Source organism: Sorangium sp. So ce131 (assembly GCF_051519095.1).
Lineage (GTDB): Bacteria > Myxococcota_A > Polyangia > Polyangiales > Polyangiaceae > Sorangium.
Genome location: NZ_CP150455.1, coordinates 4,148,004 through 4,164,688, shown reverse-complemented (window position 1 = coordinate 4,164,688; position 16,685 = coordinate 4,148,004). Strand labels below are relative to the sequence as shown.

Sequence of the window (16,685 nt, the reverse complement as noted above, 5' to 3'; positions counted from 1 at the left end):
ATCGCGGCCCGCGGGCGTCCGTCCGACGACGCCGCGGGGCGTATCAGGAGAAGAGCACGACGCTGCGGATCGACTCGCCCGAGTGCATGAGGTCGAAGGAGCGGTTGATGTCGTCGAGCGGCATCGTGTGCGTGATGAGCTCGTCGATCTTGATCTTGCCCTCCATGTACCAGTCGACGATTTTGGGGACGTCGGTGCGCCCCCTGGCGCCGCCGAACGCGGTGCCCTTCCAGACGCGCCCGGTGACGAGCTGGAAGGGCCGCGTGGAGATCTCCTCGCCGGCGCCGGCGACGCCGATGATGATGCTCGTGCCCCAGCCCTTGTGGCAGCACTCGAGCGCCTGGCGCATCACCTTGACGTTGCCGATGCACTCGAAGCTGAAATCGGCGCCGCCCCGGGTCAGGTCGACGAGGTAGGGCACGAGGTCTCCCTGGACCTCGTTCGGGTTGACGAAGTGGGTCATGCCGAACCGCTCGGCGAGCTCGCGGCGCTTCGGGTTGATGTCGACGCCGACGATGAGGTCGGCGCCGGCCATGCGGGCGCCCTGGATCACGTTGAGGCCGATGCCGCCGAGGCCGAAGACGACCACGTTGTCGCCGGGCTTCACCTGCGCGGTGTTGATCACCGCGCCGATGCCCGTGGTCACGCCGCAGCCGATGTAACACACCTTGTCAAAGGGGGCGTCCTCGCGGACCTTGGCGACGGCGATCTCGGGGAGCACGGTGAGGCTCGAGAAGGTCGACGTGCCCATGTAATGGTGGATCCGCTCTTTCCCGATCGAGAAGCGGCTCGTGCCGTCCGGCATGAGGCCGCGCCCCTGCGTGGCGCGGATGGCCTGGCAGAGGTTGGTCTTCCCGCTCGTGCAATAGGAGCATTGCCGGCACTCGGGGGTGTAGAGGGGGATCACGTGATCGCCCTTCTTGAGGCTCTTCACGGACGGCCCGACGTCGACCACGACGCCTGCGCCCTCGTGCCCGAGGATGGCCGGGAAGAGCCCCTCCGGGTCCTTGCCCGAGAGGGTGAAGGCGTCGGTGTGACAGACGCCCGTGGCCTTGATCTCGATGAGGACCTCGCCCTCGCGAGGGCCCTCCACCTGGACGGCCTCGACCGTGAGCTTCTCGCCCGCCTTGTGGGCGACGGCTGCGCGCGCTTGCATGATCGGTGGTTCTCCTCCCGCGAGCGGGGCGTTCGGGGCGCGAGCGGCGCCCGAGCCCTCCCATAGCCGGCCGGCGAAGCAGGTTTCAAGGGGATCCCGGCCGCCGCGCGCGGGACCTCCGCCCAGGCTGCGCCGCCCGGCCCGGGCAGCGCCGGCCCCGTCGTCCGCCCGCATTGCCCGCCGCCGCTGCCGCCGCCCCCGGCCAGGCCCGCACGAAGCGCCCCAGCACCGCTCCCCCTGCGCTGCACCACGCACCATTCCCCCAGCTCGTGCGCTGCACCACGCGCACATTGCCCAGCTCGTGCGCTGCATCACGCGTACATTGCCCAGCCCGTGCGCTGCACCACTTGCACGCTGCTTCACCCCCTACACTGCCCTACTCCTGCGCTGCCAACTCCCAGCGTTCTCCGCTCGTAGACTCCCCTACTCCACCCCACACCGAGCTGCTCGGCCTGGAGCAGCCAGGCTGTATCGAGCGCTGGTGATTCTGCGAAAAGGTGCTCTCCGTCGGTGTCTCAGTGCAATGAGATGGCAATCGTGTGACGGCGGGCGTACCATCGCCCCGATCTCCTTATGCACACCCCTCCTTCTCCACTCGGCCGCCTCGCGTTCGTGACTGCAATCGCCTCGACGCTCGCTGCCTGCATCGAGCTGAAGCCGCGCTCCGACGCGGAGGACGGCGTGGGCGGCGGCGGGGGGTCTCCGCCCGAGGTAGGTGACCATGGAGGTGAAGGAGGCGGCCTTGGCGGCGACGGCAGCGGCGCCGAGTGTATTGACGAGTGTCCGGCGGAGAACGGCATCAAGGTCGGCTGCAAGACGCGCTTCATGTACGGTATCAACTACGCGTGGCGCCATTTCGGCGGTGACTTCGGCGGCATCGCCGCGTGGGGGCAGGGCGGCGTCGCGGCCGAGGAGCAGGCGCACGCAGAGAGCCTCGCCGCGATGCGGGCCCACGGGGCGAGCGTCGTGCGGTGGTGGATGCTGCCGGAGTTCCGCGGCGAGAGCGTCCTGTTCGACGCGAGCGAGGATCCGATCGGCCTCGGGGAGAGGACGTTGCTCGACGTCGAGAAGGCCCTGGAGCTCGCCGAGCGCGCCGACGTCCACCTCATGTTCTGTCTCTTCTCCTACGACGCCTTCCACCCGACCCGCGTCGACGCGGGCGTCAAGATCGTCGGCCTCCAGCCCATCATGGCCGACCCGCGGCGCCGCGCGCTCTTGATGGAGAACGTCGTCAGGCCGCTGGCCCGCGCGGTCGAGCGGAGCCCTTACGGCCACCGGATGGCCGCGTGGGACGTGATCAACGAGCCGGAGCTGGCCATCAACGGCCATAGCCCTCACGGCGACCCGGACTACATTCCGGACAACTCCGTGCAATCGGTCACGCACGAGCAGATGGAGACCTTCGTCAACGACACGATCCGGGTGCTGCGCTCGGAGAGCACCGCGCTCGTCACGATCGGCTCGCGCGCGATGAAGTGGTCGAAGGCCTGGTCGCGCGCGGACATCGATTTCTACACGTTCCACATCTACGACTGGGTGAACGAATACTGGCCGTACAACCAGTCCCCCGCGGACTATCATGTCGACGACAAACCCGTCGTCATGGGCGTTTTCCCGATCGCCGGCCTCGCCACCACCCCGGTTCCCGACATCCTCGCCAGCTGGTACACGCAAGGCTACGCGGGCGCCCTCAGCTGGGCCTACAACGGCGCCACCCCGACCGAGCTAGAGACCATCAAGTCCTTCGCCGACGAGAAGGCCTGCAAGGTAACCTACTGAATAGCTCGTCCGCTGCGCAGCTCGCCGCCGCTCCGCAGCTCGCCGCCGCTCCGCATCGCCCGCTCGCCCCCCACGCCGCCCGCAAGCCCCACATCAATCTCCACCGCTCCGAGACGACCTCCTGAGGCCGGCGCCGGCGGGGGGCGCTGCGCGGCAGGGCGCGGGTGGGCGCGATCCAGCACCGAACGAGGTGCCATAAGCTCCCATGTGGCTCCACGCCTCAGGCGCGCCTTGTGTGGCGCGCACCATAACGTCCCAGCCAGCAAGGCCCGAAGTGAGACATGCCGGGCGGTGTTCCCAGCGCAAGCCCCCTCGCCCCAGTCTTGGCGGATGGCGAGCGCCCACCCGCGCCCTGCCGCGCAGCGCCCCCCGCCGGCGCCCCCCCTACAGAATGCCCTCTCTCGCCCGTCGAGTCCCGGCCTCGCCTAGGCCCAGGGAAGCCAGTAGTCGACGAGCGACGCCCCGGTCACGTCGTGCGCCACGCCGCTCGCGATCGCCCATTGCGCCAGCGCCCGCCCCAGCGCCGGCATCGTCGGAAAACGCCCCTCCGACGATTTCGAGAGCCCCCGCTCGATGATGTCCCAGAGCCGCGGGTGCGCCTCGAAGACCTCCAGGCGCGGCGGATCCACGCGCAGCACGTCGTGCACAATCGAGATGCTCCCGGGACCACCGAACGGACGACGCCCGCTCACGATCTCGTACAGCACCACACACACGCTCCACACGTCGGTGCGCGCGTCGGCCTCCTGCCCGCCGCGCACCTGCTCCGGCGCCATGTAGGCCGGGCTGCCCACCAGCACGTCCTTCGGCACGTCGTCCGGCGCGCACGCCGCCGTGGCCGCGATCCCGAAATCGATCAGCTTGGGCACCGTCCTGCGGCCGTCCCGCACGAGGACGATGTTCGCGGGCTTCACGTCGCGGTGCACCACCCCCGCGGCGTGCGCGGCGCTCAGCGCCCCGATCACCGGCAGCAGCAGCTGGACCGCGGAGAGCGGCGGCATCGGCCCCGACTCGGAGAGCGCCTGCGCCAGCGACCGCCCGCTCAGGAGCTCCATCACCACGAACGGCTCGCCCGACTCGGTGACGCTCAGGTCGAAGACCCGCACCGCGGCTCGGTGAGAGACCCGCGCCGCCGCCTGCGCCTCCCGGAGCAGCCGCGTCGAGGCCTCCGGCACCCCGCAGTCGCGACGGATGAGCTTCAACGCCACGTCGAGATCCAGGGCGAGATTCCGGGCCCGCCAGACCGCCCCCATGCTCCCCTCGCCGAGCAGCTCCATGAGGCGATAGCGCTCGGCGAGGACGTCGCCTGGGGCGTAGCGCCGCAGCTGGAGGCCCGGCGCGCTGGGCGCAGCGGGCGGAGACGTGGACGGCAGGCCGGCCAGGCCGGCCCGCAGCGTGGCCGGCGGCGCGCTCGCTGGTGGCGAGGCGTCGCCCGCAGGGTCCACGGGCGCGACATCCCCGCCATGACGGTAGGTCGTGCCGGACGGGCGCGACAGCCTGACCGAGGGCCGGAGATCGACAGGCTCGAACGGGGGACGGTGAGTCGCTGGCCAGCGCGGCGAGCGCGGCGAGCGGTACGCGCGCGAGGAGGCTCTCCCCCCGCTCGCAGGACGGGAACGGTTCGACACAGGATCCATCGATGCGCCGCTGGGCGTCGTGGGGCTGTCAGTTCGTCGGCTGTCCATGACCTTGCATGGAGTGTTAGCAAGGAGCAGGCCGCTCGAGGCCGCCGCAAATGCGCTTCTTCCGCGCCCGCCGCGGCGCCGGGGTGCGGGCCCGAGCCCTCAGGACCGACGCGCTTGCGGGCTGTCCCCCTCAGGGACGCCGCCCGCCGCGCGGTCCCGGACAGCCCCAGGCCGCCCCGGCAGGCGCAAATCATGGACGGCGGCGCATGGCCTGCGCGCCGCGCTGCGCCGCGCCTACACCGGGTGTCAGCCCGCCTCGCCCTCGGCCGAATAACCGGGGCCGACCAGCACGCTGAGCGCGCGGTGCTCCACAGAGAACGAGATGGGGGCGTTGCTCAGGAGCTCTCCATCCACATTGAACCACATGCCCGGCTTCGAGGCGATGCGCACGCGCGACGCGCGGCGGTGCATCACCTCGTCGCTGGCCAGGTAGGTGCCCGCGAGGAGGCGCGCCGCGACCGCGGCGAGATCGAGCAGCGAGGCATGCCGGACGATCACCACGTCGAGCAGCCCGTCTTCCATGCTCGCCCCCGAGGCCACCCGCATCCCGCCGGCGCACGTCCTGCCGTTGGCGACGATCACGTTGAGCGCCTCGACGCGCTCGAACTCCTGATCATCCCAGGCGATCGTCGTCTCGTAGCCGGTGAGGTCCGGCAGCACCTTCATGGCGCTGCGCAGGTACGCGAGGGGCCCCCAGGTGGCCTTCATGTCGTCGGTCAGCGCCTCGTCCACCTGGCCGCTGAAGCCGCCGGCGGCGACGTTCAGGCAATACCGCGTCTGCCCCGCGCTCTCGACGTGCACGAGATCCAGCTTGCGCGTCTGCGCCTCGACGCGGTCCGCGTCGAGCAGGGCGAACGCCTCGGCCGGGTCGAGCGGGATCCCGAGCGTGCGGGCCAGATCGTTGCCTGTCCCGAGCGGCAGGAGGGCGAGCCGCGCGCGGTCGCGGTGCGGGCCGAGCCCCTGGACGACCTCGTTGATCGTGCCGTCGCCGCCGGCGGCGACCACGACGTCGGCGCCCGCCTCGATCGCGGCGCGGGCGAGCTCGCGGCCGTGACCCGGGCCCCCGGTCTCCAGCAGATCCACACCGGATCGCGCCGCGGCGAGGTCGCGGAGCCGCGCGGCCTGGGCGGCGTTGCCAGCGGCCGGGTTGACGATGATCGAGATGCGCACGGTGGCGCTACGCTAGCGCCGCCCGCGCAGGCTGTCCCGCCCCAACGTCGCGCCGCGCGCGGGCCCCCGCGGGCCGCCCGCGGCGCCGGCGCTCACCTCGTCGAGACGGGCGCGACGCGGCCCTTCGAGGCGATCGGCACCTCGAGCGCGGTGGCCGCCTCGACGAGCAGGGCGTGCTCGCTCTCGTGGACCACGCCGTCGGCCGCGACGAGCAGGGTCGCGTACTCGATCGCGGCCTCGCGCATCCGCACGTCGGGCAGCCGGGCGCGGATCGAGGCGAAGCGGCCGCCCCTGCCCTGCTCGCGCACGGAGCGCTCGATGAAGTTGAGGAGCGGCTGGATCACGTCGGCCCCGAGGCGGCCCTGCGTCAACGTCCCGAGGTGCGACGCGAGCGCGGCGCGCTCAGCCTCGTTGATCGATCCGTCGGCATAGGCGGCGAGGAACATGACCTCGACGATCGCCTCGAGCTTGCCGAGCTCGAGGCTGTCGAGGGAAATATGCGTGTCTTCCATGAGCTCCTCGGGCCAGCGTACCACGACGGCGCCCGGACGACCGAGCCCGGCGCTCTCTCCCACGCCGCGCGCCCACGCCCACGCCCACGCCCGCGCCCGGGAAGCGCGGCGAAACTTCTCGGCGGGCGCGGCGCCGGCTGGTGCATAACACCCTCCCTACGATGAGCTCCACACCGACCGATCTCTTCCTGTCGCTGACCCCGCACAAGGTGATCGAGGCCGTCGAGGCGGCAGGCGTCCTCTGTAACCGCGTCTGCTACCCGCTGAACTCCTTCGAGAACCGCGTGTACGAGGTCGAGCGCGAGGACCGCACCCGCGTCATCGCCAAGTTCTACCGGCCGGGGCGCTGGTCGCGCGCGCAGATCCTGGAGGAGCACCGGTTCCTCGCCGAGCTCGCGGAGGCCGAGATCCCCGTGTGCGCGACGCGCCCGTTCCCCGACGGCGAGACGCTCAAGCAGATCGACCACATCCAGTACTGCCTCTTCGAGCGCACCGGCGGCCGCGCGCCCGACGAGCTCGACGACGCGCTGTTCGCCCGCCTCGGCCGGCTCGCCGCGCGCATCCACAACGTGGGCGCGGCCGGGACCGCCGCGCACCGGGTCCGGCTCTCGGCCGACACGTACGCGCGCGAGGACCTCGGCTGGCTCGCAGAGCGCAAGGTCATCCCCCCGAGCGTCGAGCGGCGGTACCTCGCGGCGGCGCGCGCCGTCGCCGACGCCGCCGAGGAGCGCCTCCGCGGCGTCGAGGTGCACCGCATCCACGGCGACCTGCACCCGGGCAACCTGCTCCTGCGCGACGGCACGCTCCACGTGCTCGACTTCGACGACATGGTGGTCGGCCCCGCCGTGCAGGACCTCTGGCTCCTGCTCCCCGGCCGCGACCGGGACGCGCGGCGGCAGCGCGAGATCTTCATCGAGGCCTACGAGGAGCTCCGCCGCTTCGACCGCGCGACCCTCGCGCTCATCGAGCCGCTGCGCGGGCTCCGGATGATCCACTACGCCGCCTGGATCGCGCGGCGGTGGCACGATCCCATTTTCCCGAGGACTTTCCCGCACTTCGGGACCGAAGGGTACTGGCGCGACGAGGCGAGCGCGCTCGAGGAGGTGCTCCAGCTGACCCGCGCCGGCGACGCCGGCGGCGACGGCGGAGGCGACGACGCGCCGCCGCCGAGCGGGACCAAGTACTTCTGGGACCTCAACTGACGACCGAGCAGCGCGCGCGCCGCCGGGGCGCGGGGCGCGGCGCGCGCCGCCGGGGCGCGGGGCGCGGCGCGCGCCGCCGGGGCGCGGGGCGCGGCGCGCGCAGGCCCGGGCGCGGGGCGCGCGCAGCGTCAGAGGCGCTTCAGCACCAGGATCAGCCGCCACGCGGCGGCGTGCTCGAACGGGACATCCACGTTGAAGTCGCCGAGCGTGGCGACGAGCGCGAGCTCAGGCACGCGCTCGGCGACGCGGCGCCAGCCGGCCAGATCCGGGATGTGCCAGGTCGACTCCTGCCGGATCGACGAGAGCTCCCGCGGCGCGCCGCCGTTGCGGCGGGCCGAGCACACCACCTCGAGGCTCACGGGCACGACGCGGTCGGGCGTCGCCCGCTCGATGTGGATGCGGAAGCGGGCGTCGATCGACTGGTCGCCGCGCAGCTCGGTCCACTCGGTCCGGTTCACGCCCGACGGCGTGAGATCGGCCGGGTGCGTCGCCTCGATGACGTGCACGCCGCCCGGCAGGAGCAGCGAGGCGGCGAGGCGGAGGTGGCGCTCGAGCGCCGCAGGCGTCGCCAGCTGGTGAATGGCCGAGAGCGAGACGAACGAGAGATCCACCGGGGGGACGGCGGGGCGCTCGTCGAGCTCCGCGCAGGAGAAGCGGATCGCCGCGCCGGCGCCGCGCGCGGCCGCGGTGCGCTCCGCGTAGGCGATCATCGCGGCGGAGCCGTCCGCGCCGGCGCAGCAGACGCCGAGCTCCGCGAACGCCTCGAGGTGGCGCGCGGGGCCGCACGCCCACGAGAGCACCCGCTGCACCGGGCGGGCGCCGAAGCGGCGCGCGCACGCGAGCAGGAAATCGCGCTCGGCGACGTAGTCGCGGTAGCCGAAGGCCGCGTCGTAGAGCGCGGGCGCGTCGGCGGGCGCGGGCGGCTCGGCCGGCGCCGGCGCCTCGCGCGACGCCTCGGGGGGCGCGGCCGAGGCGCGGAGCGCGCCGACCCGCTTCGTGAAGAGGAGGAGGTCGTCGCCCGGCTCGTAGAAGTCAGGGATCACCGCCGCGCGCGTGAACTGCAGCGCGTCGTAGAAGCGCACCGCGCCGTGGCGCTCGCGGCTGCCCGTCTCGACGCGCACGAGGCCGCCGCCCTCGCGCGCGATCTCGCGCTCCATCGTCGAGACGAGCCCGCGCGCGACGTCGAGCCGCGCGAACTCCGGCGAGGTCGCGATCCAGTAGAGATCGTAGGTGGACCGCGTCATCGGCGTGCGGCCGTAGCAGAGGTAACCCGCGAGCGCGGGCGGCGCCTCGCCGCAGAAGCTCAGCACGAACCGGTAGCCGTCCGCCGAGGGCTGGGCCAGCTGCACGTCGACGAGCTCGAGCGCCACGGCGCGCTCCTCGTCGCTGAACGCGGGCACCGACGCGAGCAGCGAGGCGATGAGGGGGCGGTCCTCGGGGCGGAGCCCGCGCTGCGTGATCACGGGGCCTCGGGCGCCGCGGCGAGGCCGCCGCGGGCGGCGGAGGAGGCGGCCGCGCGGCCGCGCGCCGCGTGCGCCGGGGCGCGGCCGCGCGCGCGGAGCAGGTCGCCGCGGCGCGCGCCGCGGCCGAGCGCGGAGCGGAGGATCTCCCAGATGAAGTCGGCGTAGGAGAGGCCGGCGCGCGCGGCCGCGCGGGCGAAGCCGGCGTCCGGCGAGAGGTCGCAGTTCGGGTTGACGTCGATGACGTACGGCGTGCCCCGCTCGTCGAGCCGCACGTCGACGCGGCCGTAGTCGCGCAGCCCGAGCACCTCGAAGGCGCGGCGGCCGATCGCGACGACGCGGCGCAGCTCGAGGGGGCGCAGCACCGCGGCCACCGCGGGCGTGCCGATCGACGCGGCCGTCTCGGGCCGCCACTTCGCCTCGTACGTGACCACGTGCGGGTGCCCCTCGGGCAGGCCCTGGAACGCGATCTCGCCGGGCGGCAGCACGCGCGGGACGGGCCAGCCGAGCAGCGACACCGAGAGCTCCCGCCCGTGGACGTAGCGCTGCACCACGACCGGCTGGCGGCACTGCGCGACGACCGCGGCGACCTGGTCGCGCAGCGCGGCGCGGTCGTGGACGACCGAGCCGCGGTCGATCCCGGTCGAGCCGTCCTCGCGCTCCGGCTTGACGATGACCGGGAACACGACCTCCGGGAGGTGATCCGGGCCCTCGACCCGCACCGTCTGCGGCACGCGTACGCCGGCGCGCGCGAGGATCCGGTTCGCCTCGGCCTTGTGCAGGCAGCTCCGGAGCGCGACGTGATCGCTGCCCGTGAAGGGGAGGTCGAGCCCCGAGAGCAGCCACGCGCACATGACCTCGTGCCGGCTGTCGCCGTCGAGCGCCTCGCAGAGGTTGAAGATCACGTCGGGGCGGTGATCGCCTATCGCCGCGAGCACCTCGTTCGGCCGGAGCACGGGACGGTGCGCGACGCGCACGCCGGGGGTCGCGGCCAGGGTCGCGAGCACGCTCTCGGCGGCCACCGCGCTCCCGTCCTCGCGGCCGATCCGGAGCCGGCCGCTGCCCACCCGCTGCAGCAGTGGCGGCTCGTCGACCGCTTCCTCCGGATCTCTGTTGGACAGGATCAGGATCCTGGGGTCAGCCACCGAACGCCTCCGGGCCGCAGCGCCGCGCGCCCCTTCCGGACGGAGCGGACGTCCCCGGCGCAGCGCTCCCGGAGCAGCGCGGGTCAGGCCTCAGGTGGCGAGAGAACGGAGAAGACGTCCCAGCTGCGGACACGGGGACATGACGGAATCCGTACATGCAAGTGGCCCCACTTCACCAGCTTGGGGGGCAATCGCAAGGGGAGATTTGCGCTCTCCGGACGGAAACGGAGACGCAACGCGCAAGGTGTCAGCGCGCCGACGCACGACGCGTCGAGGGGCCGCGGCGGCTCGCAGGGGGCCGCACAAGCGAGCTCGTCGATGCGAATCCGCGTCCAGCGCGGGGGCCGCGCGCCGGCGCCCGGGACGGGCCCCGCGGCGGAGAGGGGATGCAGGGGGGGAATGGCGACAGGAGGGGTCGAATCGGGCAGCGGGGCGGTGAGGGCTCCGCTCCGCTGCCACGGTAGAAGAGGCGGCGCTCGGGTGCGCGTCGCGGGGGAGGCGCCCGGGGCGCGAAGAAAGGACTTCCCTTCTCCGCGCCTCCGATCCTGGCGGCTCAGGCGGCCTGGGGCGCGGCGCGCTTGCGCCGGTCTTCCGGGAAACAGGCCTCGATCTCGTCGATCCCGAGCGTCTCCTTCTCGAGCAGGCCCTTGACGAGCGCGTCGATCTGGCTGCGCCGGGACTTCACGATCGCGACGGCGCGCGCGAGCTGCGCGTCCGTGAGCGCCCGCGCCGTCTCGTCGACCCGGTCGAGCAGGGCCGGGCTGCGCGCGGGGTGGCCGTCGCCGACGCAGATGGGGCCGAGCTCGCTCATGCCGAGCTCCGCGACCATCTTCCAGGCGAGCGTCGAGGCGCGCTGGATGTCGTCCGAGGCGCCGGCCGTCATCGTGCCGAGGATGACCATCTCGGCGGCGCGGCCGCCCATCAGCATGCAGATCTGATCCTCGAGGTACTCCTTGCGGTACATGAGCCGATCCTTCTCGGGCAGCGCCTGGGTCACGCCGAGCGCGCGGCCGCGCGGCAGGATCGACACCTTGTGCACCGGGTCGCAGTTCGGCGCGAGCAGCCCGACCACGACGTGGCCGGCCTCGTGCACCGCGGTGGCGTAGCGCTCGTCCTCGTCGACCAGCACCCCCTTGCGCTCGAGGCCCATGAGCACCCGGTCGCGCGCGCGGTCGATGTGCGTCGGGTCGACCGCCTCGGCGCCCTCGCGGGCCGCGAGGATCGCCGCCTCGTTCAGGAGGTTCGCGAGGTCGGCGCCCGAGAAGCCCGGCGTGCCGCGGGCGATGGTGCCGAGGTCGACCGCGCCCTGCATCGGGATCGGGCCGGCGTGCACGTTCAGGATCTCCTCGCGGCCGCGGACGTCGGGGAGCGGGACGGTGACCTTGCGATCGAAGCGGCCCGGCCGGAGCAGCGCGGGGTCGAGCATGTCGGCGCGGTTGGTCGACGCGATGACGACGATGCCGTTCGCGTGGTCGAACCCGTCCATCTCGACGAGCAGCTGGTTCAACGTCTGGTCGTGCTCCGCCGAGGCGGAGTCGCCGTTGCCCTTCGCGCGGGCGCGGCCGACCGCGTCGATCTCGTCGATGAACACGATGCAAGGCGCGGCCTTGCGCGCCTCGGCGAAGAGCGCGCGGACGCGGGAGGCGCCGACGCCGACGAACATCTCCTGGAAGCTCGAGCCGGACGCCGAGAGGAAGCGCACGCCCGCCTCGCAGGCGACGGCGCGCGCGAGCAGCGTCTTGCCCGTCCCGGGCTCGCCCGTCAGCAGCACGCCGCGCGGGGGGCGGCCGCCGAGGCGCGCGAAGCGCTGGGGGCTCTTCAGGAACTCGACCGTCTCGGCGAGCTCCTGCTTGACCTCGTGCATGCCCGCGACGTCGGCGAAGCGCACGGGCGCGCGCGTGACCCCGGCCTTGGCGTCGGAGAACATCTTCGGGCTGCGCCGGCGGTTCACCGAGAAGAGCGCGAAGCCCACGGCGGCGATGACGACGAGCGGGATCACGGCGGACGCGGCGCGCGACGGCTCCTCGCGAGAGGCGAAGTCGACCGAGGCGCCGGCGCCCGCGAAGCGGGAGACGAGCTCCTGCCGGAGCGTCGGCTCGTCGACGACCGCCGTCACCGTCTCCGCGCCGGCCTGGCGCACGAAGAAGCGGTCCCCGCTCACCTCGACCGAGAGCGCCTGTCCGGTCTGCGCGATCCGGAGGAGCTCGGTGTACGTCGCCGCGCGCTCCCGGGGGGCCGCGCGCAGCGCGAACCCGAGCACCACCGCGAGCAACGCCCCCATGATTCCAAGGGCCCAGAGCCGGCGCCCCGCGGGCCCCAACCGCTTACCCACCTGCAAGATCCAGGAATTCACTGCTGCGCCACCTCACTGCCCCGACGTCGGGCCGGAGCGGATCTCAGGTGTAGCGCGGATAAGGGCCTCAGGAAGTTCCTTCTTCAAACATTCTGAGCGGCCTGAACAGGGAATACTGTGAAAGGATGATGGGGCCGCAAAATCGAATCCGGAGAAGGGAGATCGATGTAACGAAACTCTCTCGATCAACTGACGAGCTCGCTTGGGACAACTGCCGAGCTCGCCACACGATCTGCCCTCGTGGAGGGGGAGGTATCCGCGGGAGAGACGTGTTGATCAAGCCGCGCGCGGGGCCGCGGGCGGACGTGTTCGGGCTCGGGCCCCGGGCTCGGGCCCCGGGCGGGGGCCCCGGGCGGGGGCCCGGTGACGCTCGCGCGCGAGCGCGCGCGGAAGCTCAGGTCTTGCGGCCGAAGATCGCCGCGTCGGCGGAGAACCGCCCGGGGCCCACGAAGAAGAGCACCAGGGCGACGACGAGGTAGACGGCGGCCGGCTCGTAGGAGCCGCCGCCGCCCTTGGCGAAGAACGGATCGCCGCGCACCACCGCGTGCATCCAGACCGCGACGGCCATGGTGCTCGCGATGCCGAGCGACGCGATCGGCGTGAGCAGGCCGAGGATCCACGCGATGCCGCCGCCGAACTCCGAGAGCGCGGCCAGCGCTTGCAAGAACCCCGGGACGGGCGCCGTCGGCCCCATCCAGGAGAAGGGGGCCTGGATCTTCCCGAAGCCGTGAAAGATGAAGGCGACGCCGGCGACGACACGGAGCGCGAGCAGCGCGGCCGAGGCCGCGAACGGCTGGTCGAGCACCCGCAGGAATCTGTTGAGCATGAGGCTCTCTCCTCTCGGCCCGGTCATATGGAAGAAACCGTTGACAGGCAAGCTGAAGAGCTCGGCTGCTCGTACAATCTCGCGCGGCCGGGGAGAGAGCCCCGGCGCGCGGCGCGCCCGCGCCTCACGTCACGCGCCGGTCGGCGGTTCGCCGCGCGCCCGCCTCACGCGCCGACGGGCTGCTGATCGGCGCGCGCGGCGCGCGCGGAGGTCGCGGCGCCCCTGCCCTCGTAGCCCAGGGCGTCGAGGCACTCCCGCTTGATCGCCGCGAACTCGCTCGATCCCACGATCGCGGCGCTCCTCGGGCGCTCGAACGGGATCGCGATCTCGGCGCCGACGCGGCAGGGCCGGCCCGTCATGAGCGCAATGCGGTCGGACAGGAAGATGGCCTCGTCGATGTCGTGCGTGACGAAGAGGACGGTCGTGCGCACCTGGCCCCAGACGTCGAGCAGCAGCTCCTGCATCGCGAGCCGGGTCTGGGCGTCGAGGGCGCTGAACGGCTCGTCCATCAGCACGACCCGCGGCTCGGTGATCAGGACGCGCGCGATCTCGACGCGCTGCTGCATGCCGCCCGAGAGGTGCGCCGGGTAGGCGTCCTCGAAGCCGGACAGGCCCACGAGCTGGAGCAGGCGCCGGGAGGCCTCCCGGCGCTCGCGCTCCGGGACGCCGCGCATCTTCAGGCCGAAGCCGACGTTGTTCAGCACCGTCTTCCAGGGGAGCAGCGTGTTCTGCTGGAACACCATGCCGCGCTCCGGGCCGGGGCCGTCGACGCGCTCCCCGCCGACCACGATGCCGCCGCGCGCGGGCGGGACGTACCCCGCGACGGCGTTCAGGATCGTCGACTTGCCGCACCCGGAGGGGCCGAGCAGGCTCACGAACTCGCCGCTCTCGACCGTCAGATCGAGGTCCCGCACCGCCTCGGTCCGGCGGGCGCCGGCCCCGAGCACGACCGAGAGCCCGCGGATCTCCACCCGGCCACCCGGGCGCGCGGCGGGCGTCATCGGCCCTTCTCCTCGGGGCGCTGCCAGGGGGTGAGCCACGCGCCGATCCGCTTCACCGCCGCGCTGCTGAGCATCCCGAGCAGGCCGATGAGCAGCATGCCGAGCACGATGTCCGGGTAGCGCTGCAGGTTGTACGACTCCCACGTGAAGTAGCCAATGCCGTACTGCCCGCCGATCATCTCGGCGGTCACGAGGCAGAACCAGGCAGTGCCCATGCCGAGGCTCATCCCCGTGATGATGCTGGGCAGCGCGCCCGGGAGCACCACCTCGACGAAGAGGCGGAACGGGCGCGCGCCGAGGCTGCGCGAGCTCGCGATGAGCCGCGGGTCGAGGGAGACCACGCCGTGGATCGTCGCGAGCAGGATCGGGAACAGCGCGCCCATGTACGTGATGAAGACCATGCTCAGCTCGGCCGACGGGAACATCAGGATCGCGAGCGGCAGCCAGGCGACGCCCGGGATCGGGCGCAGGACCTCGAGCGGGGCGAGCAGCGTGTCCTCGGCCAGCCGCGACCTGCCGATCACGAGCCCGAGCACGACGCCGGTGACGCCCGCGGCCGCGAACCCGGCGAGCACGCGGAAGAGGCTGTTCTGGAGGTGCAGCCAGAGCTTCGGCGAGCTGACGAGATCCCGGGCCGCGACGATGACCTCGGTCGGCGCCGGCACGTTGACGAAGTTGACGATGCCGAGGTGCACGCGCGCCGTCGAGGCCCACTGCCAGAGCGCGATGCACACGGCCACGGAGAGCGCGCGCAGCAGGGCGCGGCGGGGATCGCGCCGCGGGCGCCCGTCGGCGAGCCGGTCGGTCAGGAGGGGGCCGGGCGCGCTCGCGGGGGCGGCGCGCTCCGCGGCGGGCGCCCGCTCGAAGACGACGCGCCCGCCGAGCGGCGCGTCCGCCGGCGCGCCGCGCCGGGCCATGGTCCGCAGCGCGCTCATGGCGCCGCCGCCGTGACCTTCGCGAGGTCGCGCTCCAGGGACGCGAGGTCGAGCACCGCCGCGCCGCCCGACGCCGCGGCGGCCCACGCCTCGGCGTCCTCCTTCCCGAGGAACGCCGAGACGCTGCCGTCGGGGCGCCTCGTGTACCACGCGCGGTCGGCGAGCAGCTTCACCCCGCTCGCGCGGTCGTGCACGAAGGCGGCGCGGATCTCCTTGCCCTCGGAGAGGAGCTTCCTCCGCGCGGCGAGCGCGTTCGCCGGGCTCCGGTACGCGCGCACCTTCGGCTCGCCCGCGACCCAGAGCTGCGCGGCGAGGGCCGGGTCGTCGATGGGCTCGCCGGTGAGCGCGTCGCCGCCGGACAGCGGGAGCTTCGCGTAGCTCTGGAGCCGCGCCTCGTAGTCGATCCCGAGCTCCTCCGCCGCGCGCCGGATGTACCGCTCGTCCACGAACGCGCCGACGTCGAGCGCCGTGTCGGTCCGCTTGAGCAGCGTGAGCGTGTCCACGGCGACCTGGAGGGCGCGGCGGACCTCGGGCTTGATCGTGAAATCCCGCGTCTGGATGCCGAGCGGGCCGTGGAACATGTAGGCGACCTCGGCGTCGACGCCCGTCACCTTCTCGATGAGCTCGCTGTACTTCTCGGGCTCCTCCGTGAACAGGCGATCCGCCTCGAGCGAGGCCTTGAGGAAGGCCACGACGATCTCCGGGTGCTGCTCCGCGTACGCGGCGCGCACGAGGACGCCGTGCGCCGTCGGCACCTTGACGCTGGCCCCGTCGTAGATCTTGCGCGCGAAGCCGCGGAAGGGGAACAGCTCGGCGAAGGGGACGAAGTCGGCGTGGGCGTCGATCTTGTTCGCCTTCAGCGAGGAGCCGCCGACCTCGGGCGACTGCGAGACGAGCGTCACGTCCTTGTCGGGATCCCAGCCGAGATCGCGGACCGCCCGGAGCAGCATGCCGTGGGCGGACGAGCCGAAGGGGACGGAGATCTGCTTGCCCTTCAGGTCCTTCAGGCTCGTGACCGGAGAGTCGAGCGGCACGACGACGCCGTTGCCGCTCCCGAGCGGGCTGCCGGAGAGCGTGGCGATGAACTGGCTGCGGCTGCCCTGCTTCTGGAACGCGACGCCGTTCAGCACGCCGGGGAAGTCGGCCATCGCGCCGATGTCGAGCTTCTCGGCGACCATCTCGGTCGTCAGCGGCGGCCCCGAGGTGAAGTCCTTCCAGACGATCTCGAACTCGACGTCCTTGTACTTGCCGTCCCGCGGCAGGTGCTTCTCGAGCAGCTTGAGCTCGCGGATCAGGAGCCCGCCGGCGGCGCAGTTGATCGTCGTGTCCTGCGTCCCGATCGCGATGCGGATCTTCTGCTTGTCCTGCGAGCTGCACGCCGCGCACGCGAGGACGACAGCGAGGAGCAGGAGCGCGCGCAGCGCCTGCGACGTCGCCCGGGTAGTCGGCCGCTTCATCGGC

Annotated in this window: 13 protein-coding genes; 2 read left to right on the top strand and 11 right to left on the bottom strand. The window is 72.8% G+C overall.

The window, feature by feature from the left end; genetic code table 11:
• Window positions 1–43: 43 nt before the first annotated feature.
• On the bottom strand, window positions 44–1,156 hold the full coding sequence (locus WMF43_RS15365; RefSeq protein ID WP_437681030.1) for an S-(hydroxymethyl)glutathione dehydrogenase/class III alcohol dehydrogenase: 1,113 nt from the start codon (window positions 1,154–1,156) through the stop codon (window positions 44–46).
• Window positions 1,157–1,729: 573 nt separating this feature from the next.
• On the opposite strand from WMF43_RS15365, the gene WMF43_RS15360 reads away from it, so the two are divergent.
• Complete coding sequence (locus WMF43_RS15360; RefSeq protein WP_437681029.1) at window positions 1,730–2,935, top strand: hypothetical protein; 1,206 nt, start codon at window positions 1,730–1,732, stop codon at window positions 2,933–2,935.
• A gap of 425 nt (window positions 2,936–3,360) precedes the next feature.
• Here WMF43_RS15360 and WMF43_RS15355 read toward each other — a convergent pair whose 3' ends face one another.
• The 3 genes from WMF43_RS15355 to WMF43_RS15345 all read right to left on the bottom strand — a co-directional run bounded on the left by WMF43_RS15355 (window position 3,361) and on the right by WMF43_RS15345 (window position 6,302).
• Window positions 3,361–4,380, bottom strand: coding sequence for a serine/threonine-protein kinase (locus WMF43_RS15355; RefSeq protein WP_437681028.1), 1,020 nt, complete (start codon window positions 4,378–4,380; stop codon window positions 3,361–3,363).
• Between the two features lie 486 nt (window positions 4,381–4,866).
• Complete coding sequence (locus WMF43_RS15350) at window positions 4,867–5,790, bottom strand: diacylglycerol/lipid kinase family protein (protein WP_437681026.1); 924 nt, start codon at window positions 5,788–5,790, stop codon at window positions 4,867–4,869.
• A 92-nt stretch (window positions 5,791–5,882) separates the two neighbouring features.
• Window positions 5,883–6,302 carry a tellurite resistance TerB family protein gene (locus WMF43_RS15345; protein ID WP_437681024.1) on the bottom strand — a complete coding sequence of 140 codons (420 nt, stop codon included), beginning with the start codon at window positions 6,300–6,302 and terminating at the stop codon, window positions 5,883–5,885.
• Window positions 6,303–6,463: 161 nt separating this feature from the next.
• Between WMF43_RS15345 and WMF43_RS15340 the strand changes: the two genes are divergently transcribed.
• Window positions 6,464–7,504: a serine/threonine protein kinase gene (locus tag WMF43_RS15340; protein ID WP_437681022.1), complete on the top strand. Its 1,041-nt coding sequence runs from the start codon at window positions 6,464–6,466 to the stop codon at window positions 7,502–7,504.
• 128 nt (window positions 7,505–7,632) lie between these two features.
• On the opposite strand, the gene WMF43_RS15335 is transcribed toward WMF43_RS15340, so the two are convergent.
• The 7 genes from WMF43_RS15335 to WMF43_RS15305 all read right to left on the bottom strand — a co-directional run bounded on the left by WMF43_RS15335 (window position 7,633) and on the right by WMF43_RS15305 (window position 16,681).
• A complete protein-coding gene (locus tag WMF43_RS15335; protein WP_437681020.1) occupies window positions 7,633–8,967 on the bottom strand; it encodes a methyltransferase domain-containing protein in 1,335 nt (444 codons plus the stop codon).
• On the bottom strand, window positions 8,964–10,109 hold the full coding sequence (locus WMF43_RS15330; protein WP_437681018.1) for a D-alanine--D-alanine ligase family protein: 1,146 nt from the start codon (window positions 10,107–10,109) through the stop codon (window positions 8,964–8,966). Before WMF43_RS15330 ends, WMF43_RS15335 begins: the two co-directional genes overlap by 4 nt.
• A gap of 553 nt (window positions 10,110–10,662) precedes the next feature.
• The gene (gene ftsH, locus WMF43_RS15325) at window positions 10,663–12,390 is read right to left on the bottom strand and encodes an ATP-dependent zinc metalloprotease FtsH (protein WP_437681016.1); all 1,728 of its coding nucleotides are present in this window, start codon (window positions 12,388–12,390) and stop codon (window positions 10,663–10,665) included.
• A gap of 466 nt (window positions 12,391–12,856) precedes the next feature.
• Entirely contained in the window at window positions 12,857–13,288 is a 432-nt protein-coding gene (locus tag WMF43_RS15320; protein ID WP_437681014.1) for a DoxX family protein, read from the bottom strand.
• Between the two features lie 164 nt (window positions 13,289–13,452).
• Window positions 13,453–14,289: an ABC transporter ATP-binding protein gene (locus WMF43_RS15315; RefSeq protein WP_437681012.1), complete on the bottom strand. Its 837-nt coding sequence runs from the start codon at window positions 14,287–14,289 to the stop codon at window positions 13,453–13,455.
• On the bottom strand, window positions 14,286–15,224 hold the full coding sequence (locus tag WMF43_RS15310) for an ABC transporter permease (protein WP_437681010.1): 939 nt from the start codon (window positions 15,222–15,224) through the stop codon (window positions 14,286–14,288). Before WMF43_RS15310 ends, WMF43_RS15315 begins: the two co-directional genes overlap by 4 nt.
• Window positions 15,221–16,681: an ABC transporter substrate-binding protein gene (locus WMF43_RS15305; protein ID WP_437681008.1), complete on the bottom strand. Its 1,461-nt coding sequence runs from the start codon at window positions 16,679–16,681 to the stop codon at window positions 15,221–15,223. The genes WMF43_RS15310 and WMF43_RS15305 overlap by 4 nt, the downstream gene beginning before the upstream one ends.
• Between the last annotated feature and the right edge of the window lie 4 nt (window positions 16,682–16,685).